General features: G+C 62.0%; 20 protein-coding genes and 1 rRNA gene. 8 read left to right on the top strand and 13 right to left on the bottom strand.

Annotated features, from left to right (window positions below):
• Positions 1-8 precede the first annotated feature (8 nt).
• From ACP7E3_RS07445 to ACP7E3_RS07420, 6 genes are all read right to left on the bottom strand, one after another.
• Entirely contained in the window at positions 9-1115 is a 1107-nt protein-coding gene (locus ACP7E3_RS07445; protein ID WP_057005637.1) for an efflux RND transporter periplasmic adaptor subunit, read from the bottom strand.
• Positions 1116-1133: 18 nt separating this feature from the next.
• Positions 1134-2357 carry a TolC family protein gene (locus ACP7E3_RS07440; RefSeq protein ID WP_046384818.1) on the bottom strand — a complete coding sequence of 408 codons (1224 nt, stop codon included), beginning with the start codon at positions 2355-2357 and terminating at the stop codon, positions 1134-1136.
• Positions 2358-2466: 109 nt separating this feature from the next.
• Positions 2467-3372 carry a cation diffusion facilitator family transporter gene (locus ACP7E3_RS07435; protein WP_046384819.1) on the bottom strand — a complete coding sequence of 302 codons (906 nt, stop codon included), beginning with the start codon at positions 3370-3372 and terminating at the stop codon, positions 2467-2469.
• 137 nt (positions 3373-3509) lie between these two features.
• Positions 3510-4007: a DUF4411 family protein gene (locus ACP7E3_RS07430; protein WP_017844499.1), complete on the bottom strand. Its 498-nt coding sequence runs from the start codon at positions 4005-4007 to the stop codon at positions 3510-3512.
• Positions 4004-5140, bottom strand: a complete 1137-nt coding sequence (locus ACP7E3_RS07425; protein WP_046384820.1) for an XRE family transcriptional regulator — start codon at positions 5138-5140, stop codon at positions 4004-4006. The genes ACP7E3_RS07430 and ACP7E3_RS07425 overlap by 4 nt, the downstream gene beginning before the upstream one ends.
• 72 nt (positions 5141-5212) lie before the next feature.
• On the bottom strand, positions 5213-6517 hold the full coding sequence (locus tag ACP7E3_RS07420; RefSeq protein WP_046384821.1) for an MFS transporter: 1305 nt from the start codon (positions 6515-6517) through the stop codon (positions 5213-5215).
• A 185-nt stretch (positions 6518-6702) separates the two neighbouring features.
• Between ACP7E3_RS07420 and ACP7E3_RS07415 the strand changes: the two genes are divergently transcribed.
• The 4 genes from ACP7E3_RS07415 (at position 6703) to ACP7E3_RS07400 (ending at position 11927) form a co-directional block, all read left to right on the top strand.
• Complete coding sequence (locus ACP7E3_RS07415; protein ID WP_017844502.1) at positions 6703-8121, top strand: short-chain fatty acid transporter; 1419 nt, start codon at positions 6703-6705, stop codon at positions 8119-8121.
• 141 nt (positions 8122-8262) lie between these two features.
• Complete coding sequence (gene acpA / locus ACP7E3_RS07410; protein WP_108525186.1) at positions 8263-9963, top strand: acid phosphatase; 1701 nt, start codon at positions 8263-8265, stop codon at positions 9961-9963.
• A 122-nt stretch (positions 9964-10085) separates the two neighbouring features.
• Entirely contained in the window at positions 10086-11255 is a 1170-nt protein-coding gene (locus ACP7E3_RS07405; protein WP_057005635.1) for a hypothetical protein, read from the top strand.
• A 147-nt stretch (positions 11256-11402) separates the two neighbouring features.
• On the top strand, positions 11403-11927 hold the full coding sequence (locus ACP7E3_RS07400; RefSeq protein ID WP_177030647.1) for an SET domain-containing protein-lysine N-methyltransferase: 525 nt from the start codon (positions 11403-11405) through the stop codon (positions 11925-11927).
• Here the strand turns inward: ACP7E3_RS07400 and can are convergent.
• The gene (gene can, locus ACP7E3_RS07395) at positions 11924-12568 is read right to left on the bottom strand and encodes a carbonate dehydratase (RefSeq protein ID WP_017844507.1); all 645 of its coding nucleotides are present in this window, start codon (positions 12566-12568) and stop codon (positions 11924-11926) included. The genes ACP7E3_RS07400 and can overlap by 4 nt on opposite strands.
• A gap of 151 nt (positions 12569-12719) precedes the next feature.
• On the opposite strand from can, the gene ACP7E3_RS07390 reads away from it, so the two are divergent.
• Positions 12720-13094 carry a hypothetical protein gene (locus tag ACP7E3_RS07390; protein ID WP_046384824.1) on the top strand — a complete coding sequence of 125 codons (375 nt, stop codon included), beginning with the start codon at positions 12720-12722 and terminating at the stop codon, positions 13092-13094.
• A gap of 53 nt (positions 13095-13147) precedes the next feature.
• On the opposite strand, the gene rimI is transcribed toward ACP7E3_RS07390, so the two are convergent.
• A complete protein-coding gene (rimI, locus tag ACP7E3_RS07385) occupies positions 13148-13600 on the bottom strand; it encodes a ribosomal protein S18-alanine N-acetyltransferase (protein ID WP_046384825.1) in 453 nt (150 codons plus the stop codon).
• Positions 13593-14336 (bottom strand): energy transducer TonB, encoded by a 744-nt coding sequence (locus ACP7E3_RS07380; protein WP_104904014.1) that lies wholly within the window; start codon positions 14334-14336, stop codon positions 13593-13595. The genes rimI and ACP7E3_RS07380 overlap by 8 nt, the downstream gene beginning before the upstream one ends.
• A gap of 187 nt (positions 14337-14523) precedes the next feature.
• Between ACP7E3_RS07380 and mksB the strand changes: the two genes are divergently transcribed.
• Genes mksB through mksF form a run of 3 tightly spaced genes read left to right on the top strand, consistent with a single transcriptional unit; the run spans position 14524 to position 19335 of the window.
• Positions 14524-15801, top strand: coding sequence for an Mks condensin complex protein MksB (gene mksB, locus ACP7E3_RS07375; protein WP_017844511.1), 1278 nt, complete (start codon positions 14524-14526; stop codon positions 15799-15801).
• Positions 15791-16498: an Mks condensin complex protein MksE gene (mksE, locus tag ACP7E3_RS07370; RefSeq protein ID WP_046384827.1), complete on the top strand. Its 708-nt coding sequence runs from the start codon at positions 15791-15793 to the stop codon at positions 16496-16498. Before mksB ends, mksE begins: the two co-directional genes overlap by 11 nt.
• Positions 16495-19335 carry an Mks condensin complex protein MksF gene (gene mksF, locus ACP7E3_RS07365; RefSeq protein WP_017844513.1) on the top strand — a complete coding sequence of 947 codons (2841 nt, stop codon included), beginning with the start codon at positions 16495-16497 and terminating at the stop codon, positions 19333-19335. The genes mksE and mksF overlap by 4 nt, the downstream gene beginning before the upstream one ends.
• Before the next feature lie 186 nt (positions 19336-19521).
• On the opposite strand, the gene ACP7E3_RS07360 is transcribed toward mksF, so the two are convergent.
• From ACP7E3_RS07360 to rrf, 4 genes are all read right to left on the bottom strand, one after another.
• Positions 19522-21825 (bottom strand): PqiB family protein, encoded by a 2304-nt coding sequence (locus ACP7E3_RS07360; RefSeq protein ID WP_057005632.1) that lies wholly within the window; start codon positions 21823-21825, stop codon positions 19522-19524.
• Positions 21818-22441, bottom strand: coding sequence for a paraquat-inducible protein A (locus ACP7E3_RS07355; protein ID WP_046384829.1), 624 nt, complete (start codon positions 22439-22441; stop codon positions 21818-21820). Before ACP7E3_RS07355 ends, ACP7E3_RS07360 begins: the two co-directional genes overlap by 8 nt.
• Complete coding sequence (locus ACP7E3_RS07350; protein ID WP_046384830.1) at positions 22428-23087, bottom strand: paraquat-inducible protein A; 660 nt, start codon at positions 23085-23087, stop codon at positions 22428-22430. Before ACP7E3_RS07350 ends, ACP7E3_RS07355 begins: the two co-directional genes overlap by 14 nt.
• Positions 23088-23256: 169 nt before the next feature.
• A 5S ribosomal RNA gene (rrf, locus tag ACP7E3_RS07345) occupies positions 23257-23372 on the bottom strand.
• Positions 23373-23566: the final 194 nt, after the last annotated feature.

Below are 23566 nucleotides of genomic sequence, written 5' to 3'. Positions count from 1 at the left end.
TCGCAGGATCAATGGGCGTGTTCGGCCGAGCCTTTGCCCAGTTCGGACTTGAGGATGAAGCTGCCAACCGTGGCCACCTGTGCCCCGGCGTCGAGGCCCCGGCGCACTTCGACGTAGCCGTTTTCGCTGACGCCCAGTTCCAGATGGCGGGTGACGAACCCGTCCGCCGTGCGAACGAACACCGAGGGCTTGTCCTCGACGGTCTGGATCGCGGCCTCGGGCACGGTGACCTTGGCCTGGTAGGTGTCGGTGGCGATCTGTACGGCGACGAACAACCCCGGGCGCCAGGCGTCATCGGGGTTGGGCACGGTCACGCGCACGGTAGCGGTGCGCGTCTGCTCGCCCAGCAAGTTGCCCACATAGGCCACGGTACCGAGTACTTCGGTGCCCATTTCGGTGGAGCTGACTTTCACCGGCTTGCCGACGCGGACCTTGTTCAAGTCCTTGGGAAAGACGCCGAACGTGACCCACACCTGCGACAGGTCCGACAAGGTGAAGGCGTTGCTGGTCTCGCTGACCACCTCGCCGACGCCCAGGTGTTTCTCCACCACCACGCCGGCGAACGGTGCGCGCAATTCATAGCGATTGCCGCCGGCCGGCACGGCGCTGCCGCTGAGGGCGGTCATCTTCTGGCGGGCGTTGTTCAGGGCGATTTCGGCTTCCTGCAAGGCCTGGCGCGCCAGCAGGTAATCCTGCTCGGCGGAGATCTTGTCCTGCCACAGTTGGCGCTCGCGCTGGAAGGTGGTGCGCGCCAGTTCGAGGCGGCGCTGGCTGGCGGCCAGCTCGCTGCGCTGATCGGAAATCTGCTGGCTGGCGATCACCGCCAGCAACTCGCCTTGCTTGACCGTCTGGCCGAGGTTGACCTTCACTGCCTCCACCACCCCCGCCGCACGCGGCACGATGTGCGACGTGCGGTCTTCATCGAAGCGCACTTCACCCGGCAACGACAGCACCGTGCTGATCGGCCGCGGCTGGGCCTGGGCCAGTTGAATACCGGCGGCCTCGATCTGCTGCTCGGTGAGTTCGAGTGTGCCTTCTTCTTCCTCGGCGTTTGCCAGGCCGGACAGCATCAGGCCCAGGACAAGGGCTAGCGCCACGCCATGTTTAGTCTGCATAGAGGACTCCAAAAAAAATCAGAAACGGGCGAGGTCGCCGTAGATCCGTTCGATGCGTACCCAGGCGTCGGTGGCCTGGGCGGTCGCCGTGAGGTATTGGGTGCGGGCCGCGATCAAGGTGCGCTGGGCGTCGAGGACGTCGAGGAAGTTGAACTTGCCCATTTCGAAGCCACGGGTGGCGCTGTCCACCGCGCTCTGGGCGGCGGGCAGGATCTGCTGGTTGAACGCGCGCACTTCGGTGTTCGCGGTTTGCCACAGGTCCAGGGCCTGGCGGGTTTCGGTGCGCAGGCGCAGTTCGGCGGCGTTGCGCAGGTCACGGGCCTGGTCGGCGCGGCGGGTGGCGGCGAGCACGTTGCCCTGGTTGCGGTTGAACAGCGGGATCGGCATCGACACGCCCACCAGGTTCACTCGCTCGCGCACGCTGGCGTCGTACTGGCTGCCAATCGACACATCGAGGTCGGGGATGCGCTGGGCTTTTTCCAGGCCCACGCTGGCTTCGTTCTGCAGGATTTGCAGTTCGGCCAGGCGCAGCTCGGCGGTCTGTTCAAGACGCGCCAGCAGTTGCGCGGCGGGCGGCAACGTCGCCGGGACGCTGCTTGGCGTGGCGACGGCGGCGAAGTCGGGCGCGGCGCTGCCGGTGCTGGCGGCCAGGCGGCGATAGGCATCGCTGACACCCATCTGGGCGCGGTTGAGTTCCAGGCGGATTTCCGACAACTGCACCTGGGCGCGGGTGGCTTCCACTGGCGACGATTTACCGGCGTTGACGCGGCCATTGGCGATCACCAGGCCGCGCTCGGCCAACGCCAGGGAGCGTTGCGCCAGGTCGAGGCGCTCCTGGGCGCGAAGGGCGCCGTAATAACTGTCGATCACCTCGGCGCGCAAGCCGTTGCGGCGCTGTTCGAGGGTCAGCGCCGCGACGTCCTGGCCGCGCGTGGCCAGCTCGATGCGCGCGCCGCGCTTGCCGCCCAGTTCCAGGGTCTGGCTTAACTTGAGCGTGGTGGTGCGGGTGTCGCGGCGGGTGTCTTCGGCATCCCACGAGGCCACCGGGTTGGGGATCAGCCCCGCCTGCTGGCGGCCGCCGCTGGCGATGTCGATCTCCCATTGCGCGGCGGCCAGGTCGGGGTTGTTGGCGAAGGCGGTTTGCAGGGCGGCGTCGAGGGTCAGGGTTTGGGCGCCGACCCCTTGCGCCGTCGCCAGCAACACGATGATCGAGCACAGTAGAGTTCTTGCACGAGTTGGCATAACGAGAGTTCCAGGCCCATGAAATGGCGGATAAATCCAAGCCGGGGCACTGTAACTTTCGGTACTTATCAGGGCGGTGGGGCGAACATTACAAATCCGTTAGCAAGGCTCAAGCATGGGCGTCTTCGGGCCCGTCACGATGAAAACCCTCGCCCTCGACCTGCAGCGTGACGTGGGAAATATCGAATTGTTCATGCAGCAATTGCGTCACTTGAGCGAGGACCTGCTGTTCGGTGCCCGGCATCGCATCCGCCACCAGATGGCTGCTCAGCACGTTCTTGCCACTGGTGAGCGCCCAGATATGCAGGTCGTGTACGTCCTTCACGCCGGGCACGCCACGCATGGCCTGCTCCACGCTGTCGATATCGACGCCGTCGGGCACGCCTTGCAGCAACACATTCATGCTGTCCTTGAGCAGCACCCAGGTGCGCGGCAACACCCAGAAACCAATCGCCGCCGCCACCACGGAGTCGACCCAAGCCCAGCCGGTCAACATGATCACGACGGCTGCGATGATCACGCCGATAGAGCCGAGCATGTCGCTCCAGACCTCCAGGTACGCGCCTTTGACATTCAGGCTTTCGCCACTGCCGGCGCTGAGCAGGCGCATGGAGATCAGGTTGACGAGCAGCCCCAGCACGGCGATCACCAGCATGCCGGTCGACTGGATTTCGGCGGGTGCCTGCAGGCGTTGATAGGCCTCATAAAGGATGTAGAACGCCACCGCAAACAGCAGCAAGGCATTGAACGCCGCCGCCAGGATTTCAAAGCGGGCATAGCCGAACGTGCGCTTGCGGTCGGCGGGGCGCTTGGCGATCTGGATCGCCACCAGGGAAATCGCCATGGCCAGGGCGTCGGTCATCATGTGCGCGGCGTCGGACAACAGCGCCAGGCTGCCGGTGATAAAGGCACCGATCACCTCGGCAATCATGAAACTGCTGGTCAGCCCGAGGGCCATCCACAACTGCCGTTCGTGGCCGGCGCGTACCTGGGCGTGGTTGTGTCCTGCGCTCATGAAACATCCTCGTGGGGTGTGGTTGGATGAATCATAGAGCTATCGGCTAAATACGCTGGCACGGGTTACAAAATTGTCATCCGCACGCCAGCAGGCGGTTACCTTTGATGACACCAAAACCTCTTTGCCCCAATGGGTCAGCGGTGCAAAACGAAACGTGCGTCCAGCTTACCGAGCAACTCAAACGTATTCATATAAGAGACGCCGACCAGTGAGCACACATTGGGAATGGTGTATTTACGCTTGATATCGGGGTTATACACTTCATGGGTTACAACCACCGCTCCCGTCGTCATCGCCTTGGCAATCAGCCACGGGTCTGCCCCTTCAAGAAACTCCTCAAGCGCGCCAACCTTCATCAGCGGCGCCTGCTCGGCAATTTTGGCGACGATATACCCAAATGCCACTTGAGTCCGTTCATCGCTGGCGTCTTCAAAGAGCTGGGCATTGCTCTTGACCCACTGGGTCAGATCGTCATTGCCTTTAGCCAGCTCGTCCCTTACCGGTACGATACTGGCAATCTCCAAAGCCTGGTGTTGTTGAAGTATCCATGCCCAATAGCCCGGACAAATCGTCATCCCGTAATAGCGATTTTTGGCCTCGATCAGCGTATTCGAATCCAATAGATGCTTCATGCCGAGAGCTTCATTCCATACGTCTTCAACTTGGCAGGCTGCACACCCAGCAGTTTTCCCGCGTCGCGTAGCAAAATCTGACCGCTCTGGGCTTGCGCCAGAACAGCCTTGCTCAACCGGGTACTGTTCCTGGTCGCAGCGGTACGGTAGTAGTCCCCTCCACCGCCGTCCTTATCTCGATATGCCTGCAAGATCCGTCGGTAGTAGGCGCCGTATTGATCGCCGCTGATGTAACCAAGGTCACGCGCACGGCGGGCAATGACGAGTGTGCTGACATGAAAGCGCCCCGCCAAAGGCGCCAGGTTGTCTTCCCAGTAAAGATCGCTGTCCCAGTACGCGCTGAAGGCGATTCCCGGCGCAAGAAACTCGCCCGCCACCGCATTGCAGAAGGCTTCTTCTTGACCAGGCCCCTGACTGCCCCCATCGGATACGCCCGTACTGCCGATCCAGAGATGGGCAAGCTCATGCACCAGGGTAAAAAGCCGTGCCGAGGGTGCATCCGCACTGTTGATAAACACAACGGGGGCCATCACGTTGCTGATCGCAAATCCTCGAAACTCGCTGACATCAAGTTTCCTGCGGGTATTGCCCAAGGCAACACCGCTGCGCATAACGAGAATGCCGGCGTCTTCCGCGCCACTCACCAATGCCCGCATATAGTCTTCATAACTCATACGGGCCGGGGCATCGGTTACGCCCAGGACACGACGGATATCGGCAACGACGTCCTTGATCGGCGAGCGACTGTTGAAGCTCCCGACAAAGGAAAGCGGCGCTCGTTCGTGATCCTGCAAATACTCCAGGTACCAGGCCTGTTTGCGTAGCACATCCCTGACGGTGTCCATCAAATCCAGGCTGGGTTTATCGGGTAATTCGCCGCCTACCGTGCGCAGGTCCGGAAGTGGCAGATGCTCCTGTGGAGGCGCCTGGAGAAAGAGAAAACCAAAAGGAACATGCGCGATGGCAGCCCACTTTTGCGCCTGGTTAAAGGTGGGAAGGCTCCGGCCGCTCTCCCACTCCATGACCCTTTGCGTCTTGACCGTAAGCCCCTTGGCGACCTGAGCCTCAGACAACCCCGCCCGCTGGCGAGACCAGGACAGAATGGCGGGGTTGATAAGGGCCGTCTGGGTCATGAAGGGCTATGTGCTGATCGGGGGGTGGACCTGACTATAGGAGCGGCCGCAATACCCGTCAATTGGTGGCCCTTAGGCTCCGCGAGCGCCTGCATCCACTGCGTGGCGCTTGCTGAACAGCACCACACTCACCACCCCCACCGCGCCCATCACCACGCAATAACCCACGCAAATCCACGGGCTGGTCGGCATCAGTGCGATCAGCATCAAGGGCGTGGTGCTCGCCCACAGCGCGTAGGCAATGTTGTAGGTGAAGGAAATGCCTGACACCCGCACCGGCGCCGGGAACAGTCCGACCATCACCGACGGCACTGCGCCGACCACGCCGCAGCTCAAGCCTGCCACGGCATATGCCGCGCCGAGCCAGACGCCACCGGCGATCAGGCTGGCGTATAACACCGCGATCCCCAGTGGCAGCAACAGGCTGTAGACCAGCACCGCGCGCCAGGCGCCGATGCGGTCCACCAGCAGGCCGGCAAGTACGCAACCGATGTTCAGGAACACAATGCCCAGTGCGCTCAGGGCGAAGGTGTGGCTGGGCGTCATGCCGAAGGTTTTCTGCATCATGGTCGGGGTGATGACCACCAGCACCACCACGGCGGAGGTGAGCACGCAGGTGAGGATCATCGCCGGCAGCAACACGCGGCGATGGTCGCGCAATACGGTGCGCAGCGGCAGTTCGGCGGCGGCTTGGCGGCGCGCCTGCATGTCGAGGAATACCGGGGTTTCGTTGAGCCAGCGGCGCAGCCACACGCCGATCACGCCGAAAACGCCGCCGAGCAGGAAGGGGAAGCGCCAGGCGTAGTCGAGGATCTCCGCCGGGGTAAAGATTTGCGCCAGCAGCGTGGCGGTCAGTGCGCCGAGCAGGTAGCCGAAGGTCAGGCCGGCCTGCAAGAAGCCCAAGGCATAACCGCGGTGATGGGGCGGCGCGTGCTCAGCGACAAAGGTCCAGGCGCTGGGCACTTCACCACCCACCGCCGCACCTTGCAGCACGCGCAGCACCAGCAGGATCAGCGGTGCGAAATAGCCGATTTGCGCGTAGGTCGGCATGATCCCGATCAGCAGGCAGGGCAAGGCCATCATCAGGATGCTCAGGCTGAACACGCGCTTGCGCCCCAGGTGATCGGCGAAGTGCGCCATCAGGATGCCGCCCAGCGGGCGGGCGAGGTAGCCGGTGACGAAGATCCCGAAACTTTGCAGCAGGCGCAGCCACTCGGGCATTTCCGGCGGGAAGAACAGTTGGCTGAGGGTCAGCGCGAAAAACACGAAAATGATGAAGTCGTAGATTTCCAGGGCACCGCCGAGGGCGGCCAGGCCCAGGGTTTTGTAGTCGGAGCGGGAAAAACGCTGCGCCTGGGCAAGCGAGGTGGCAGTCATGTTGAGGCTCGGCAGACAAACAAAATGGCGTGCAGGTTATGAGCTGCGCCGGATGATGGCAATCGCGGCGGATATATTTGTTTTCCTCAATGATCGATGAAGATAACTGCATTCCCATATCAATGGCCGTAGCGGAACATGCCGTAAAACTGCCAAAACCATAACAATTACAAGAGGAATGACTCGTGGCCGATGCTATCGAAGAAAGCCGCTATGCCCGATTTGCCCTGCGCTGCTCCAATTTCGCCGAACGCTGGTTTCCCGACTCCTGGGTGTTTGCCGCCCTCGCCGTGATCATTGTCGCCGTGGCGACCCTGGGCATGGGCGCCGCGCCGACCGAAGCCGCCAAGGCGTTTGGCGATGGGTTCTGGAGCCTGATCCCGTTCACCATGCAGATGGCCTTCGTGGTGATCGGCGGTTACGTGGTCGCCAGTTCGCCACCGGCGGTGAAACTGATCGACCGCCTGGCGCGCATCCCGAAGAACGGCCGCTCGGCCGTGGCTTGGGTGGCGTTGATTTCCATGGTTGCCTCGTTGCTCAACTGGGGGCTGTCCCTGGTGTTCGGCGGTTTACTGGTGCGCGCATTGGCGCGGCGCACGGACTTGCGCATGGACTACCGCGCTGCCGGTGCCGCGGCCTACCTGGGGCTCGGCGCGGTATGGGCGCTGGGGCTGTCGTCGTCGGCCGCGCAGTTGCAGGCCAACCCGGCCAGTTTGCCGCCGTCGATCCTGTCGATCACCGGGGTGATCCCGTTCACCGACACCATCTTCCTGTGGCAATCCGGCGTGCTGCTGCTGGCGCTGATCGTGGTCTCGCTGATCATCGCCTACGCCACCGCGCCCGGCCCGAACAGCGCCCGTGACGCCAAGGCCTGCGGGGTCGACCCGGCCTTCAACCTGCCCACGCCGCAGGCCCCGACACGCCCGGGCGAATGGCTGGAACACAGCCCGGTGCTGACGATCCTGCTGGCGGTGCTGGCGGCGGGTTGGTTGTTCCACGAGTTCTCGACCAAACCGGCGATCAGCGCGATTTCCGGGCTGAACACCTATAACTTCCTGTTCATCATGGTCGGTGCGTTGCTGCACTGGCGCCCGCGCAGCTTTCTGGACGCGGTCGCCCGCGCGGTGCCGACCACCACCGGCGTGCTGATCCAGTTCCCGCTGTACGGCTCGATTGCCGCGCTGATGACGGTGGTCAAGGGCGGCGACGGCCAGACCCTGGCTCACCATATCTCGACCTTCTTCACCTCCATCGCCTCCCACGACACCTATGCCCTGTTGATGGGCGTGTACTCGGCGGTGCTGGGTTTCTTCATCCCGTCGGGCGGCGGCAAGTGGATCATCGAAGCGCCCTACGTGATGCAAGTGGCCACTGACCTGCAATACCACCTGGGCTGGGCCGTGCAGATCTACAACGCGGCCGAGGCGCTGCCGAATTTGATCAACCCGTTTTATATGCTGCCGCTGCTGGGCGTGTTGGGGCTGAAGGCGCGGGATCTGATCGGGTTTTCGTTCGTGCAGTTGCTGGTACACGCGCCGTTGGTGTTGTTTCTGTTGTGGGCGTTGGGGACGACGTTGAAGTATTTGCCGCCGGTGATGCCTTAAACGCAGCGGCAAGCTTGAGGTTTGTAGCTCCAGGCTTTCCGCTTAAAGCGTGTAACTTCAAGCTGTCTTCCCTGCGTCACATTCCACTGCTACCGTCCTGGCGAAATATCTTGCAACAAACCGCCAGCAAGGACTCCCGCAATGAGTGACGAGCACGAAGACCGCCCGGCCCCCGATTCCATCGATCAACCGCCGGTAGACACCAGCCGGCGGCGCTTCCTCGGCGGCGCAGCGGTGCTGGGGGTGGGCGCGACCTTGAGTGCCTGCGGCAATCCCGGCGACGCGCCGGGCAAACCGCTGCCTCGGCCGCTCACGCCGCAAGAGTTGGATAAGGCATTACACGACCAAGTGAAAACCGTCGTGGTGATCTACGCCGAAAACCGCAGCTTCAACAACCTGTTTGCCGATTTCCCCGGGCTGGAGAAACCGCTGTCGGCATTGTCTCCCGCCGACTATCAGCAGCGCGACCGCGACGCCAGCGTATTGACCACCCTGCCCCCGGTGTGGGGTGGTGTGTTGCAAGTCGGCTCGCAAAGCGTCGACGGGGTGACCTACCCCAGCGAAGTGCAATTCCAGGAAAACCTGCCCAACGCCCCGTTCGCCCTCAAGGGCCCGAACGCCGAAGACCTGCCCTTGAGCCTGGTCACCCGGGATTTGTGGCACGTGTTCTACCAGAACCAGATGCAGATCAACGGCGGCAAGAACGACAATTTCGTCGCCTGGGCCGATTCCGGCGGCCTGGTGATGGGGCATTACGCCCAGAGCCGTTATTCCCTGCGCCTGTGGGACGTGGCCAAGGAGTTTGTGCTCTGCGATAACTTCTTCCAGGGCGCATTTGGCGGCTCGTTCCTCAACCACCAATACCTGATCAGCGCGACCGCGCCGGTTTATCCGAACGCCGCGCAGTCGGTGGCCAAGGCGCAGATCGCCACGCTGCAAAGCGACGATCCCACCGACCCACGCCTCAAGCCCCTGGACAAATCCCCGGCCAGCGCCATGAGCGGCCCGCCGCAGTTCGGCCCGAGCGCGCTGACCCCGGACGGTTACGCCGTGAACACCCTGGCCCCGCCCTACTGGCCGACCTGGATTCGCGACCCGCAAAACCCGGACTACGCCAAGCCCGACCTGCCCAACGTGCTGGTGCCGCAGACCCACGAACACATCGGCGACAAGCTGTCGAAAAAGAACATCGACTGGGCCTGGTACGCCGGGGCCTGGCAAGCGACGCTGGAACAGTTCAAGGACTCGGGCGGCATTCCGAAGATCCCCAACTTCCAGTACCACCACCAGCCGTTCAACTACTTCAAGCAACAGGGCCCGGAAAACCGCGCGGAGCGTGACAAGCGCCTGCGCGACGCGGGCCTGGGCGATGAGTCGAGCACCAACAAGTTCTTTGCCGACGCGCAGGCGGGCAAGCTGCCCGCCGTGACCTTCTACAAACCCCAGGGCAACCTCAACATGCACGCCGGTTATGCCGACGTAGCCTCGGGCGACCGCCATATCACCCGCGCCCTGAAGGTGCTGCAGGAAAGCCCGCAGTGGAAAAACATGGTGGTGGTGGTGACCGTCGATGAAAACGGCGGCTGGTGGGACCACGTGGCACCGCCCAAAGGCGACCGCTGGGGCCCTGGCACACGGGTTCCGACCCTGGTGGTGTCGCCGTTCGCGCGCAAAGGCACGGTGGACCATACGGTGTACGACACCGCGTCGATCCTGCGCCTGATCACCCGCGTCTTCCAGTTGGAGACACTGGACGGGCTCAAGCGGCGCGACGACGCCATGATCGCCCGCGGCCAGAAACCGATGGGCGACTTGAGCAATGCGTTGCAGTTCGAGATGTAGGACGGCTTATCCAATAGCGACACGCCCGGCGATTTTGCACGCGGTTTTCCTGGTCAGCCGCTACTGTGTGGAGGTGGGCTTTCACCCCGCGCAGACGGGCTCTCGCTGACAAGGAATCATCTATGTTTAAACCGACCAGGTTGTCCTTCACCTTGGCCGCACTGATCGCGAGTGCGGTCGTACAGGCCGACATCGACGTACCGCTGGGCAGCACGCAACGGGTTACCCAGTTGTTCGCTTACCCCAATAACTGCAACGTGATCTGCTTCCGGCCGTGGACGCTGGAGCAGACCGTCGAGCACTACCTCAACCAGAGCCTGCAGCGCGACGGTTACAGCCGCGCCAAGGTCAGCGTCAGAAAGCATGACGGCCAGGTCGCGGCGACCTTCAGCGGCGTGCCCGACAACTATGGCCAGCCGCTGACGAGCTTGCTCGCTACCGCCGACCTGGCCTACCAGGGCGCGAGCCGGCTTAACAGCGATGGCAAGTGGGCCTACAACTGGTACTTGTTCCTGCCGCTGGGCATGGCCCTGGAAAACCGCAAAAGCATCGAACTGCTGCACTTTCCGCCAGATTACTCACTGACCCAGGCCCAGGATTACCTGGAATCGGCCACCACCGACCGCTGGGCCGCCCTGCTCGTCGACAATGGCATTCCGGCCACCGAAACCCCGGCCTACCAGACCATCATCGACATCGCCCCGATCGCCGCGCCGTCCAACGCCGGAAAAGACCTGGAAAACGTCTACAGCTACTTCACCGACTACCAGACACGCATGGTCAAGGAACTGAGCCTGCCGCCCAAAGGTGCGTTGCCGATGGTCGCGTTCGGCGCACCGGTGCGCAGTTGGATCAAGCAACAATACGGGCAAACCGTGGGTGTGCTGGGCCTGGCGCAGATCAGCCCGATCCCCGGCAAAACCGTCTCGGTCCTGGGCGCCAACCACCCCAGTTACATCTGGTATGCGGCAAGCCCCGACACGTATGACGGTAACGAGCAGAAGGCCGACGAGGCCGGTTTGAAAGTGATGGGCCAGGATTTGAGCGCCGCCTGCTGGCAAGCCGGAATGGGCCAGAAACCGGCGAGCGATGCGAATGTGCTGCTCAAGGCGTGCATGAACACCTGGCAGGTCACGCGTAAAGAACAGACCTGCGAATTGTTCTACACCTCGGTGCGCAACCTGACCCCGGAACAGGCCAACGCCAAATGCGCCACGTCCGCGATCAAAGCCCAGCTCAAACAACTGAAAGACGCCGCGCCCACCCCGACGATCAGCGCCCCGGCGCTGTAAAAGCGCAAAAAAAAAACCGATTTCTACTGTCAAAGTTGACAGTAGAAATCGGCGTTATGTTCAGCGAGTCTTGATCCGGGCCCATCCGCTGCAAGACTGGCAGTCAGACACCACCCGCAGGTCGATGCAGCCCAACCCAGGAGAGTTATGAAAACTCGCGCCATGGATAAGGCTGTAAACCCTGTGAATGACTGCCTTTACCCGTTCAAGACACTGTTCGTCGGGCAGGGCTACCCTTCGTCCAAACACTTCCAGGTCACCCACGCCAGGGACGGCGCCGGGGCCAGGGTCAAGGCACGCATCACCTTTGAGAGTCGCATACGCATTGCCAAGGTCTCCGGCTACGCGGTGAACGAGCGACGCCCGCACACCTTGCAACTGTCGCCGCGCATCCACTTGTACGACTGTTGGTTCTGCGGCCTGCTGCGCCACTCCTGCAACCCGAATGTATTTTTGGACACCACCTACCTGGAGCTCTGGACCGTGCAGCCCATCGCGGCCGGCGCCCTGTTGACCCTGGATTACGCCAGCACCGAGGACGCGCTGTTCCGGCAGTTCGCGTGCCAATGCGGCGAGCTGAACTGCCGGGGCTGGATCACCGGCAGCCAGGAGCCACTGAACGCCGAAGGGCAGACGTTCATGACCCTGTGGCGCGAGCGCAAGCGCCCTTAGGCTTCACCCAGCGGGCGCAAGCGATACTGCGGCGGCAACTGCTCAAAACCAGTGATGGTGGTGTTCAAGCTCTTCCAGCGGCCATCCTTGATGCCGTAGATGCAACCGTGGATCGACAGGCTCTGCCCCCGGTGCCAGGCGTTTTGCACGATGCTGGTATGACCGACGTTGGCCACCTGCTGAACCACGTTCAATTCGCAGAGGCGGTCGACGCGCTCTTCCTCAGTCGGCAACTTGGCCAGCAGATCGCGGTTTTCGTAGTAAAGGTCGCGAATGGTGCGCAGCCAGCCGTCGATCAGGCCGAACTGACGGTCCTGCATCGACGCCCGCACACCGCCGCAGCCATAGTGGCCGGTGACCAGGATATGTTTGACCTTGAGCACATCGACGGCGTACTGAATCACCGACAGGCAGTTAAGGTCGGTGTGCAGCACCACGTTGGCCACATTACGGTGTACGAACAGATCACCCGGCAGCATGCCGACGATTTCGTTGGCCGGTACGCGGGCGTCGGAACAGCCGATCCACAGGTATTCCGGTGCTTGCTGGCGGGCCAGTTTGGCGAAGAATTCGGGATCTTCCTGTTTGATCGCATCCGCCCAGCGTTCGTTGTTATCAAGCAGCTCTTGTAGTTCGTTCATCAGGGAAAGCCTCAGGAATGATGCGCAGCTTTGACAGACGACCGCCCGTCCGGGTCACGCCCGGAATAAAGATAGACGGCAGGCGATGACTTGAATCTTGGTGCGCCAGGCCTGTCCACACACTATAAGCCCCACAGTATGAGGATTGGCCATGACTGAATCACGACGTCCATACGGCGCTACACAGCCGGAACCGATTGATGACAATGAGGATCGCATGGGCTCGGTGCGCGAGCTGGACTTTGACGATCAAGAGCCGACGGCGCAAATCGGCGATGAACTGCCGCTTGTCGAGCGCAAACACCGGATGCGCGATAAACGGGTGGGCGAGGCCGAGACGACCGATGACGAGATGAGCCCGGAGAACCTGATCCGCGAGGACGGCGCACGGGATGCACAGGAAGAAGGCGAAGGCGAACAGGCCGATTGGGACCTGAGCATCGTGAATGAAGATGACATCGGCGGCGGCAACGGGTTGGATGAGGCCGAATTGGCCGAGCGAGATCCTGTCGACGGCAACCGCTGACACCCTGTAGTTCCAAATGTGGGAGGGAGCTGGCTCCCACATGGGTTGCGTGTTCAGTCGACGAGGGTGCAGGCCATCACGACCGCATCTTCGCGACCGCCGACGGCTGGGTAGTAATCGCGCCGACGGCCGATTTCATTGAAGCCATAGCGTTCATACAGCCGGAACGCGCCGGCATTGCTGTCACGCACTTCGAGGAAACATTCCCGTGCGCTGGCGGCATAGGCGCGGGACATCAGGTGCTCGAGCAGCGCTAGGCCGAGACCGCGGCCCTGGTTTTCCGGTTTGACGGTGATGTTCAGCAAATGCGCTTCATCGAGGATGATCTGCACCACCCCGTGGCCCACTTGCTGCTCACCTTCGAACATCAGCCAGATCTGGTACTTGCCCAGCCCGTCGAGAAAGATCCCACGGGTCCAGGGGTGGCTGTATGCCGCGTATTCGATTTTCAGCACGGCGTCGAGGTCGGCCTCGGTCATCGGGCGGAAGGATAAAGCCTCACTCATCGATTGTTTTCCAGCGCGCCATCAGCCGGCGCATGGCTTGCCAGACATCAGCCTTACGCTGTGGCTCTTCCATTAATAATTCCAGGCCCGGCAGGGCCCATACCGAGCCCAGGCCTTCGACCTGCAGCTCGCGGTACCAGACTTCGGCATCGGCTTCGCCTGCAAACCGCACGGCGGGCAGGCCGATCAGCCACAGGCACACGCAGGGTTCGTCTTCCAGGCGTGCCGACACAAAACCTTGCACAAAATCCCGCGCGGCGTCCGGGCCCTGGTCCATGGTGCCGCGCACCAGCAACGGCCAGCGCACCGGGTCGCCGACGATTTGCGGGCTGTCGGGCAGGCCGGCGGCGCGCAGCATGTCCTTGAGCAACATGTAGGCCGGATCGCGGGTCTGGAAGCGCTCGCCGGTAGGCAGCTCGACCAGCAACAGGCAACGCCCGGCCCGCAGCAATTGCAGGGCAAACCGCGGCGGTGGGACGACAGGCGCCTTGACCACCGGGGCCGCCTCTTCAGCCACCGCAGGCTTGGCCATCGGCGACGGGCGTGGCACCTCGACCTTGGCGCGTTCGACCACCGGCCGCGTCGGCGGCTCAGGCTTGACCACCGCCACGGGCGCAGCCGCCTCCTCGCCCGACATTTCCAATCCGTCATCGGGCTCGAGCGCCTGCAGCAGCTCGGGCCGCGACGGGGCGGCAAACGGCAGTTCGGTGCGGGGCAGCCAGTTGACCACCTGCATGGCAGTCAAGTAAGCGCGACGTCGGGACTCGATAAGCACAGCTCGGCCACTTGTGGATAAGTAAAGAGCGGGGATTCTACCGCTGTTCGGTAACAATCGCCCACTGCGCACTGACCGGCTGTGGATAAATCCCGCGCCTGATGCAGTACAATCGCGACTTTTAATCGCCAACCAGCCGGCCATTCCCATGATCGAACCCAAGCGCGTCCTGCGCGCCCTCGCCGAACACTGGGCCTTACTTGAGCCACTGTGCGAACACTTCGACCAAGGCACCCTGAGCCTCGGCGAGCTGCGCGCACAACTGGCCGCCCAACAACTGGACAGCACGCCCCAGGACATCACCAGCCTGCTGGACGTGTGGATTCGCCTGGATATCCTGGTGCCTGTCGCCAAGAGCCCGAACCGTTTCGAGCTCAATGCGCAGATCCACGACTTCCTCGCCTATCTTCGCAAGGAGCACCGGCTTGGCCTGTGCCTGGAAATCGAAGCCTACCTGCGCCACCTCGAGCGCCTGGCCGGGTATATCCAGGACGCCTTCGACATCCGTGACGGCCACGACCTGGCCCGGCAACTGCGCTTGCTCGACATGCGCGTGCGCGACGTGCTGAAAAAACTCGCCAACGACGAACAAGCCCTCGCCGCCGTGGCCGACCGCGCCAAGACCAGCGACCGGCAGATCCCGTTGCGTCAGCGCTACGCCGAAGTGCTGGCGACCTGGGACGAATACGTCGAACCGATGATCCAACTGGTGAACGCCGACGGCGCCTTCGAACAAGGCGTGCGCAAGGTCGAAAACGTGCTGCTGCGCCTGCTCACCGAGCAGCAGCGCCTCGGCCATCTGGTCGACGACGACATGCTGTTGCGCACCCACGCGCGCATCCTCGAAATGCAGACCAGCGCCCAGTTGACCCTGCGTCACGCCCGCGAGCTGCTGCTGCCGCTGCGTGAAGAAGCGCGTCGGCACAACGCCGTGACCCGTGGCGCCGCGCTGGCGCTGTCGGCCATTCGCCGTAAAGGCCTGGACGCGGTGCCGCAGGCCGCGATGCCGATGTTCACCCGGCCGCAAAGCACCTTCCTCGGCAGTGCGAGTCAGGTCGAGGCCTACGTGTACGCCCTGGCGAACTTCGAGCCGAAACCGGCGCGCTTCCCCAAGGCGCACAAGTCCCATAAAGGCGAAGCCCAGCGCGCACCGCGCACGGTCAAGGAAATGCTCGAACGCTGCGAAGACGCGCTGCCGATGCCGGACCTGATGACCTGGCTGCTGGAACAGGAACCGGACGGCGCCACCGACGAATTGCTCTACTGGTTCTCGCGCCTGTCCCGCGAAAAACGCTTCAAGCGCGAGCGCCTGGAACGCCGCGATTACCACACACACGAGCATCAGGTCAGCCTGCGCTCATTCGCCCTGCTCCCGGCCACGCCCGACGCCGCCGAGAATTCTGCGAGCACCCCTTATGCATCTTGATCTATCCGAACTGTCCCAGCTGGCGCCGATCTTTCGCGAGCTGTTCAAGGGTTACCACGTCAGCCGCCGCGACCCGGAGCTGTACGCGCAACTGTCGAATTTCCAGGACCAGTACCGCACGCTGTTCAAGGCCCTGGGCTTTGAACTGGTGTGCGATACCCGTGGTTTCTATTACTTCGTGCCGGATTCGGCCATCGCCAGCGCGCAGGTGAACAAGACCGCGCAGCGCCTGGCGCTGTTCACCTTTATCATCGTCGAGCACCTGGCCGACCAGGGCCGCGACCCGATTGCCGTGCTCGACGGCGGCAGCCTCGGCCGCGATGAACTGCCGTCACTGCTGGAAAAATACCGCGACCTGTTTATCCAGGCCGAAGTGCAAACCCAGGAAGAGCTCGAAGAGAAAATCATGCGCCGCATGACCCAACTGGGTTTTGCCAGCGAAGAAAACGGCATCTATCGCTTTCTGCCGCCGATGCATCGCTTCCTCGATGTGTGCCTGTCGGTGCAACAGGACCGCGACCTCGCGGCCAGCATCCACAGCGTGCTGCCATTGCCGACACCGGTGCTCATCGATGAAGACAGCGATGAAAAACTGCTGAAGACCGATGACCCGCTGGACTTGAGCGACTTTGCCGACGAAAGCGAAGAAGACGCCCTGGCCCGCGCCATTGCCGAAGAACAGGAGACCGACGCATGAGCAAGGAACGCTACGGCATCCGCCGCTTCGCCCTATTGAATACCGCCGGCTACAGCCTCGGTTTGTTCCCGCTCGAAGAGCCGCTGTCGGTGTACGGCGCGAACAACCTGGGTAAATCCGCATCGATCAACGCCTTGCAGTTCCCGATCCTGGCGCGCATGTCGGACATGAGTTTCGGCAAGTACACCCTGGAACAATCGCGGCGCTTCTACTTCGCCACCGACACCAGCTACATCCTCGTGGAAGTCTCCCTGCCCCACGGCCCGCATGTGATCGGCGTGGTCGGGCGCGGCCCGGGCGGTGGTTTCGGTCACCAGTTCTTTGCCTACGCCGGCAAGCTCGACCTGGCCCACTACCAGAAAAACGACACCTGCCTGCGCCAGAAAGAGCTGTTCACCAACCTGGAGCGCGAGGGCCTGAAAGCCTACGAACTCAAGCCCGATGAACTACGTCGTTTGCTGGTCGGCGGCCACACGTCGATCCCACTGGACCTGACGCTGATCCCGCTGCGTTCCACCAGCGAACAGAGCCTGAAGACCTTCCGCGCGCTGTTTATCAACCTGTTGCACATGCGCGAAATCACCGCAGCCAAGCTCAAGCAATTGTTCCTCGATGCGTTCGAGCACAGCCTGCGCTCCGGCAGTGTCGATTACATCGCCGCGTGTGAAGAAGCCTTCCGCGACGTGCGACGCATGGAGCAGGACTACAACTCCCTGGTCGCCGCCGGCCCGCTGGTCGAGGCCCTGGCCAATGGCGTGAAACAACGCGACATCCTGCGCGGTAAATTGCATCGCCTGTCGCCGCTGTTGGACTCGCTGCTGGGCACCTGGTCGGACTACGCCAGTGCGCGCAAGGAAGAGCTGACCATCCAGGCCGAGCACTACCGCAACGAGCAGGACGCGCTGCAGCACGACCAACGTGGCGGCACCCAGGAGCTGATGCGCCTGGAGCGCGAAATCAGCGGTATCCAGCGTTGGCTGGGCGAGCTGTCGGTGCTCAAGCATCGCTTTGCGCTGGTCGATGATGTCAGGGTGCTGGAACAGCAACTGCTGGCAGCCAAGGATGCCCACGATGAACTCGCCGGCGCGCTGGCGCAGTCGCGGCAGTTCAGCGCCGAGGACTTGGACGAGCGCCTGCGCGAGCTGGAAAAACGCCTGAAGTCGGTCAAGCAACAGCTCGATCACGCAGACAACAACAGCTACGCCAAGCTGCGCGAAGAATTCTCACAGCAAGATGTCGAGCGTCTGATGCGTCTGTTCAACAGTTCGCTGTTCAGCCTGCCGCTGGGTGAGCATGGCATCACGCTGGATGAGGACGGCCAGTGGGTCAAATCCCTGGAACTGATCCTTGATGGTTTCAAGGGTGAGCGCTTTGAAGTGCCGGGGCTGTCGATCGACATCTCCCACATCGAGCCGCCCGCCTTGCAGGCCCTGGCGGATCGTGCGGCGTTGCGCGACCAGAAAGAGCGCCTGGAAAAAGAACTCAAGCAGCTCAAGACGCAGCAGGCGGTGGCCTCTGACCGCGCCGCGAGTAAAACCCAGACCGAAGCGCTGTACCAGCAAGTGCTGGACGCGCAAAAGGCCCTGGAAGATTTCCGCCGTGCGCAAACCCTGAGCGCCGAAGAAGGCGAGAAGCTGGAACAGCTGGCGCAGATGGAAGCCGCCCAGGATGAATTGAAACGCTCCAGCGATGCGTTCACCGAACGTGTCCAGCAACTGTCGGCCAAGCTGCAACTGGTCGGTCGCCAGATCGGCGATATGGAAGCCAAGCAACGCACCCTGGATGACGCTTTGCGCCGTCGCCAGTTGCTGCCGGCGGACTTGCCGTTCGGCACGCCGTTCATGGACCCGGTCGACGATTCCATGGACAACCTGCTGCCGCTGCTCAATGACTATCAGGACAGTTGGCAAGGCTTGCTGCGCGCTGATGGCCAGATCGAAGCGCTGTACGCCCAGGTTCGCCTCAAGGGCGTGGCCAAATTCGACAGCGAGGATGACGTGGAGCGGCGTCTGCAACTGCTGATCAACGCCTATGCTCACCGTACCGACGAAGCCCTGACCCTGGGCAAGGCACGGCGCGCGGCGGTCACCGATATCGCACGGACCTTGCGCAATATCCGCAGCGACTACGACAGCCTGGAACACCAACTGGCCTTGTTCAACCGTGAGATCAACAAGCGCCAGGTGTCGAACCTGCAGAGTTTCCGCATCGTGCTGGCACCGAACAAGGAAGCGCTCAAGCATATCGACCAGATCATCCACAGCGCCGGTCAGTACGAAGAAGGCGAAACCCTGTCGGTGTTCGACTTGAGCCAGAGCGCCGAGCAGGACAACAAGAACGAAGAGGCCAAGGAATACCTGGCGCGCCTGGTGGCGGCCAACCACAACCAGTTGGGCCTCAAGGACTTGTTCGAACTGGCGTTCGAGATCACCAAGGTGCATGGCCAGCCGGTGATTCACACCGACATCGATGGCGCGGCGTCCAACGGCACCACCATGACCATCAAGGCGCTGACCAACATGTATTTGTTGCTGCACTTGATGGACCGCGACCAGGCCGGGCGCGTGCGCTTGCCGTACTACCTCGACGAAGCGGCCGACATCGATGAGAAGAACCAGGCGGCGCTGCTGGAGACCAGCCTGCAATTGGGCTTCGTGCCGATCCTGGCGAGCGTGAAGCCGCAGGTGTCGGCCCAGGTGGCGATCGACCTGGAAGGCGGCAGCGGGCCGAACGGGATCTACATCGATGAGGCGGACTGGAAGTACATCCGGCGCCATGATGCGGTGAAGGCAACGGTGACGGTGCAGGCGGATGAGCCGGAGTTGGATGAGGTCTGACGTTCGGCGGTGAAATGCCAAAAGGCCGCGATCTTATGGATCGCGGCCTTTTTTGTGGGCTGGGGTTTGGTGGTGTTTTTGAGGGCCTCATCGCGGGCAAGCCCCCTCCCACAAGTGACCGCGTTTATCCTGTAGGAATGCGCTCATCTGTGGGAGGGGGCTTGCCCGCGATAGCCGCGCCTCGGTCTACTTGCCCAGCGGAATCTTAGGCGCCCAGGTCAGCCACTCATCCTCAAACTTGTCGAACAGCGGGAAGGTTTGCTGCGGCCGCGCGGCGCTGCCCATGCGTTCGCCATCGGGCGTGGCGAAGGCGATGCCGCCGGCAACCAGGGTTTCCAGGGACTCGGTGCGTACCGTCGCGCCTTTGAACAGGCCGAAGTCGAGACCAAAACCGCTGCTGTTCCAGAAGCGGCTGCCGCTGCGCACCAACGCCGCGTACTTGGGCTCGATCAGGATGTGGATCAGCACGCGGTCGGCGGTCTGGCCCAATTCGTAGCCGGTGACTTTGCCCACGGTGACTTCGCGGTAAGTGACGGGCACGCCTTCTTTGAGCGAACCACGGCGTGCGGCACTCAGTACCAGGCTCAGGCCAGCCTCCTGGTGGACGGCTTCGGGCGGCTGGTCCAACGCGACGAAGCTCTTCTGCGGCCCGGCGTTTTTCAGCGCGGGCAGCACTTCGATGTATTGGCCGGTGACCAGGGTTTCCAGGTTCGAGGTTTTCATCAGGCCCAATTCCGGCTTGACCACCCAGAACTGGCTGCCGACGCGTGCGATGCGATCCGTCACCTGGGTGATGCGCGCACCGAGCAGCACCGATTGCAGATCGGCGCTGAGGTCGACGCTCTCGATCTTACCGACGTCCAGGCCTTTGAAACGCACCGGGGTGCCGGGGCGCAGGCCGTCGGCGCGGTCGACTTTGATGGTCACCAGGGTGCCACTCTGATTGGCCGCTTCACGATCGGCGAACAGGCGGAAACGCGGGATACGTTTTTTCAGCGGCACGTTCGGTTCCGGCGTTTCAAAGGCGATACCGCCGGACATCAGGCTGGCCAGGGATTCGCTTTTCACCTGGATACCGCCGGTGAGGCCGCCGGTCAGGGTCACGCCGCTGGCGTTCCAGAAACGCGTCGAACCATTGACCAGGTTGGCGTACTCCTTCTCGATATGGACGCCGATCACCAGCTGTTTGTTCTTGCGCGAGAACTGATAGCTCTGCACCGAGCCGACCTTGACCTGCTTGTAGAGGATCGGGCTGCCGACATCCAAGGAGCCGAGGCTGTCGGTGAACAGCACCATGTGCAGGCCAGGGGAACGCAGGTCCAAGGGCGGCGCCTTGGCTCGAGCCACGTATTCCCGTTGGGGCGGAGAACCTTTGTCACCGGGACGAACCGCGATGTAGTTACCTTTGACCAACGCCTCGAGCCCAGTGATACCGGCCAGGGAAATCGACGGCTTGACCACCCAGAACTGGGTGTCCTGTACCAGGTAGTCTTCGGCCAATGGGTCGAGGGTCAGCTCGGCGTTGGCGCTGGACAGGTCCGGATCGATCTTCAGGGTTTTCAGGCTGCCGACCTGGATGCCTTTGTACATCACCGGGGTGCGCCCGGCCTGCAGGCCTTCGAAATCGGTGAGTTTGACCTTGACCTTGATGCCGGCGGCGGCGGCGTCGAAGTCTTCATACAGACGGAAGGGCAGGCTCGAGTCGGTCGGCGGGCTGTCCTTGCGATTCTCCGGGGTGGCGAAGGCGATACCGCCGGCGACGATGCTGGAGAGCGATTCGCTGCGCACCTTCACGCCGGAGAGGTTGGCGTCGATGCTGATGCCGCTGGCGTTCCAGAAACGCGTGTGTTTGCGCACCAGGCTGGCGTAGGTCGGTTCGATGTAGACCTTGATCTCGACGGTGCTCTGGTCCTCGGACAACAGGTAGCTTTTGACCTGGCCGACCTGGATCTGCTTGTAGAACACCGGGCTGCCGCGGTTGAGCGAGCCAAGGCGGTCGGCCTTGATGGTCAGGTGCAGGCCTGGCTTGGCGTCGGACAAGGGCGGTTCTTCGGACAGCGCCTTGAATTTGCGTGTGGGCTCACCGTCGCCGGGGCTGGCGGCAATGTAGTTCCCCGACACAAGGGTCTCCAGGCCGGTGATGCCGGCGAGGCTGACGCTGGGTTTGACCAGCCAGAAGCGCGTGTTGGTCTTGAGGTATTGCTCGACGTCCTTGTTCATCTCGATGGTGGCAATCACCCCGCGATTGTTGCCTTCGTCGTCCAGGGCCAGGGTCTTGACCTTGCCCACGGGCATGCCTTTGTAGACTACTTCGGTCTTGTTGACCTGGATGCCTTCGCCGCTTTCGAAGCGTACCTGGATCTCGATGCCTTGCTGAGAATAGGCACGCCAGCCCAACCAACCGCCGATGATCAGGGCGATCAGGGGCAGTACCCAAATAGCCGACCAGTTGGAAGCCGGGCGGGTTTTAGCTTTAGGCAAATCACTCATGGTCGTCGTCCGACTCCGTGTTATCCCAAATCAGTCGGGGATCAAAAGTTACTGCGGCAAGCATCGTCAAGATCACCACACTGGCGAACGCCGCCGCGCCGAGGTTGGCCTCGACACTGGCAAGCCGTCCAAAGTTTACAACCGCCACCAGGATGGCGATCACGAAGATATCCAGCATGGACCAGCGGCCGATGAATTCGATAAAGCGGTACATGATAATCCGTTGTTGCGCGGACAGCGGTTGGTGACGCTGCACCGAGAACAGTAGCAGACCAATACCTACGAGCTTGAACGTCGGCACCAGGATGCTGGCGATGAACACCACGGCGGCGATGGGGAACATGCCGTGCTGCACCAGTTGGATCACGCCGGACATGATGGTACTGGGATCGCCCTGGCCGAGGGAATTGACGGTCATAATCGGTAACAGGTTGGCCGGGATATAGAGAATCGCAGCGGTGATCAGCAAGGCCCAGGTGCGCGTCAGGCTGTTGGGACGACGGGCATGGACCAGCGCACCGCAACGGGTGCAGGTTTGCTCATCGGTGTCCGGTTCTTGCTTGTTCAATTCGTGGCATTCGGTACAAATCAGAATGCCTGCATCAATCGCCCGCATGATCATCCTCTCCTGACAGTGCTTGCCAGATCTGGTGGGGCGACATCACCACCTCAAGCAGAACCTGAACCATTAATAGGCTGACGAAGCAGACCAGACCCAGGCCAATCGTGATGGAGGCCATGTCGGCGAGCTTTACGATCGCCACCAGGACGCCCATCAGGTACACCTCCAACATCCCCCAATCTCTCAGGTGATGGTAAATGCGGTAGAGCAGCAGCCCGTAACTGCGACCGATGTTCCAGCGGATGCTGAGCAACACCGCCAATTGGCAGAGCAACTTGAGCAGGGGAATACCCATGCTGCACAGGAACACGACGGCAGCGACGCCGTGCATGCCGGTGTCGAACAGGCCGACGACGCCGGTCCACACGGTGTCCTCCGAGGACTGCCCGAGTAGATTGAGCTGCATGATGGGCAAAAAGTTCGCGGGGATGTACAACAATAGCGCTGCCAAGACTAAGGCGAGGCTTCGTTCGACGACGTTGTGGCGATGCGCGTACAGCTCGTAACCGCAGCGCGGGCACTGGGCTTTTTCGCCGAGGGCGAGCACAGGTTTGCGCATCAATAAATCGCACTCATGGCATGCCACCAGGTCGTCCAGGGGTAAATCCGACACCTTGGGGGCATCAACCGGATCGGGCATAGATAGGGCTCGGACGCTAAAAAAGGTTAGGTACCTATTCTAGTGGTCTGGTTCAGAAATAACTGCGCAATTTTGTCGAGTACCGAGGGGGTGCGAGCCACTTGACCCTTTCCGACCGCCCAAAACAAAACCCCTGTCTGCGTAAGCAAACAGGGGTTTCGGAATTTAATCTTGACGATGACCTACTCTCACATGGGGAAACCCCACACTACCATCGGCGATGCATCGTTTCACTGCTGAGTTCGGGATGGGATCAGGTGGTTCCAATGCTCTATGGTCGTCAAGAAATTCGGGTACTGAGTCGTGGCCTGTTGGCCTCGCTTCAGCAAATTGGGTATGTGATAGCTTTCGGTGTTTTGTAAGAGTCGAACTTTCGGTTCGTTTCGTCTTCACACACCGCAATCTGGTCTCTTTCGAGTTCGCAAATTGCTTGGGTGTTATATGGTCAAGCCTCACGGGCAATTAGTATTGGTTAGCTC

This window comes from Pseudomonas sp. PSPC2-3 (genome assembly GCF_049898265.1).
In the GTDB taxonomy this organism is placed as follows: Bacteria; Pseudomonadota; Gammaproteobacteria; order Pseudomonadales; family Pseudomonadaceae; genus Aquipseudomonas; species Aquipseudomonas veronii.
This window is presented reverse-complemented; position numbering and strand designations above follow the sequence as displayed.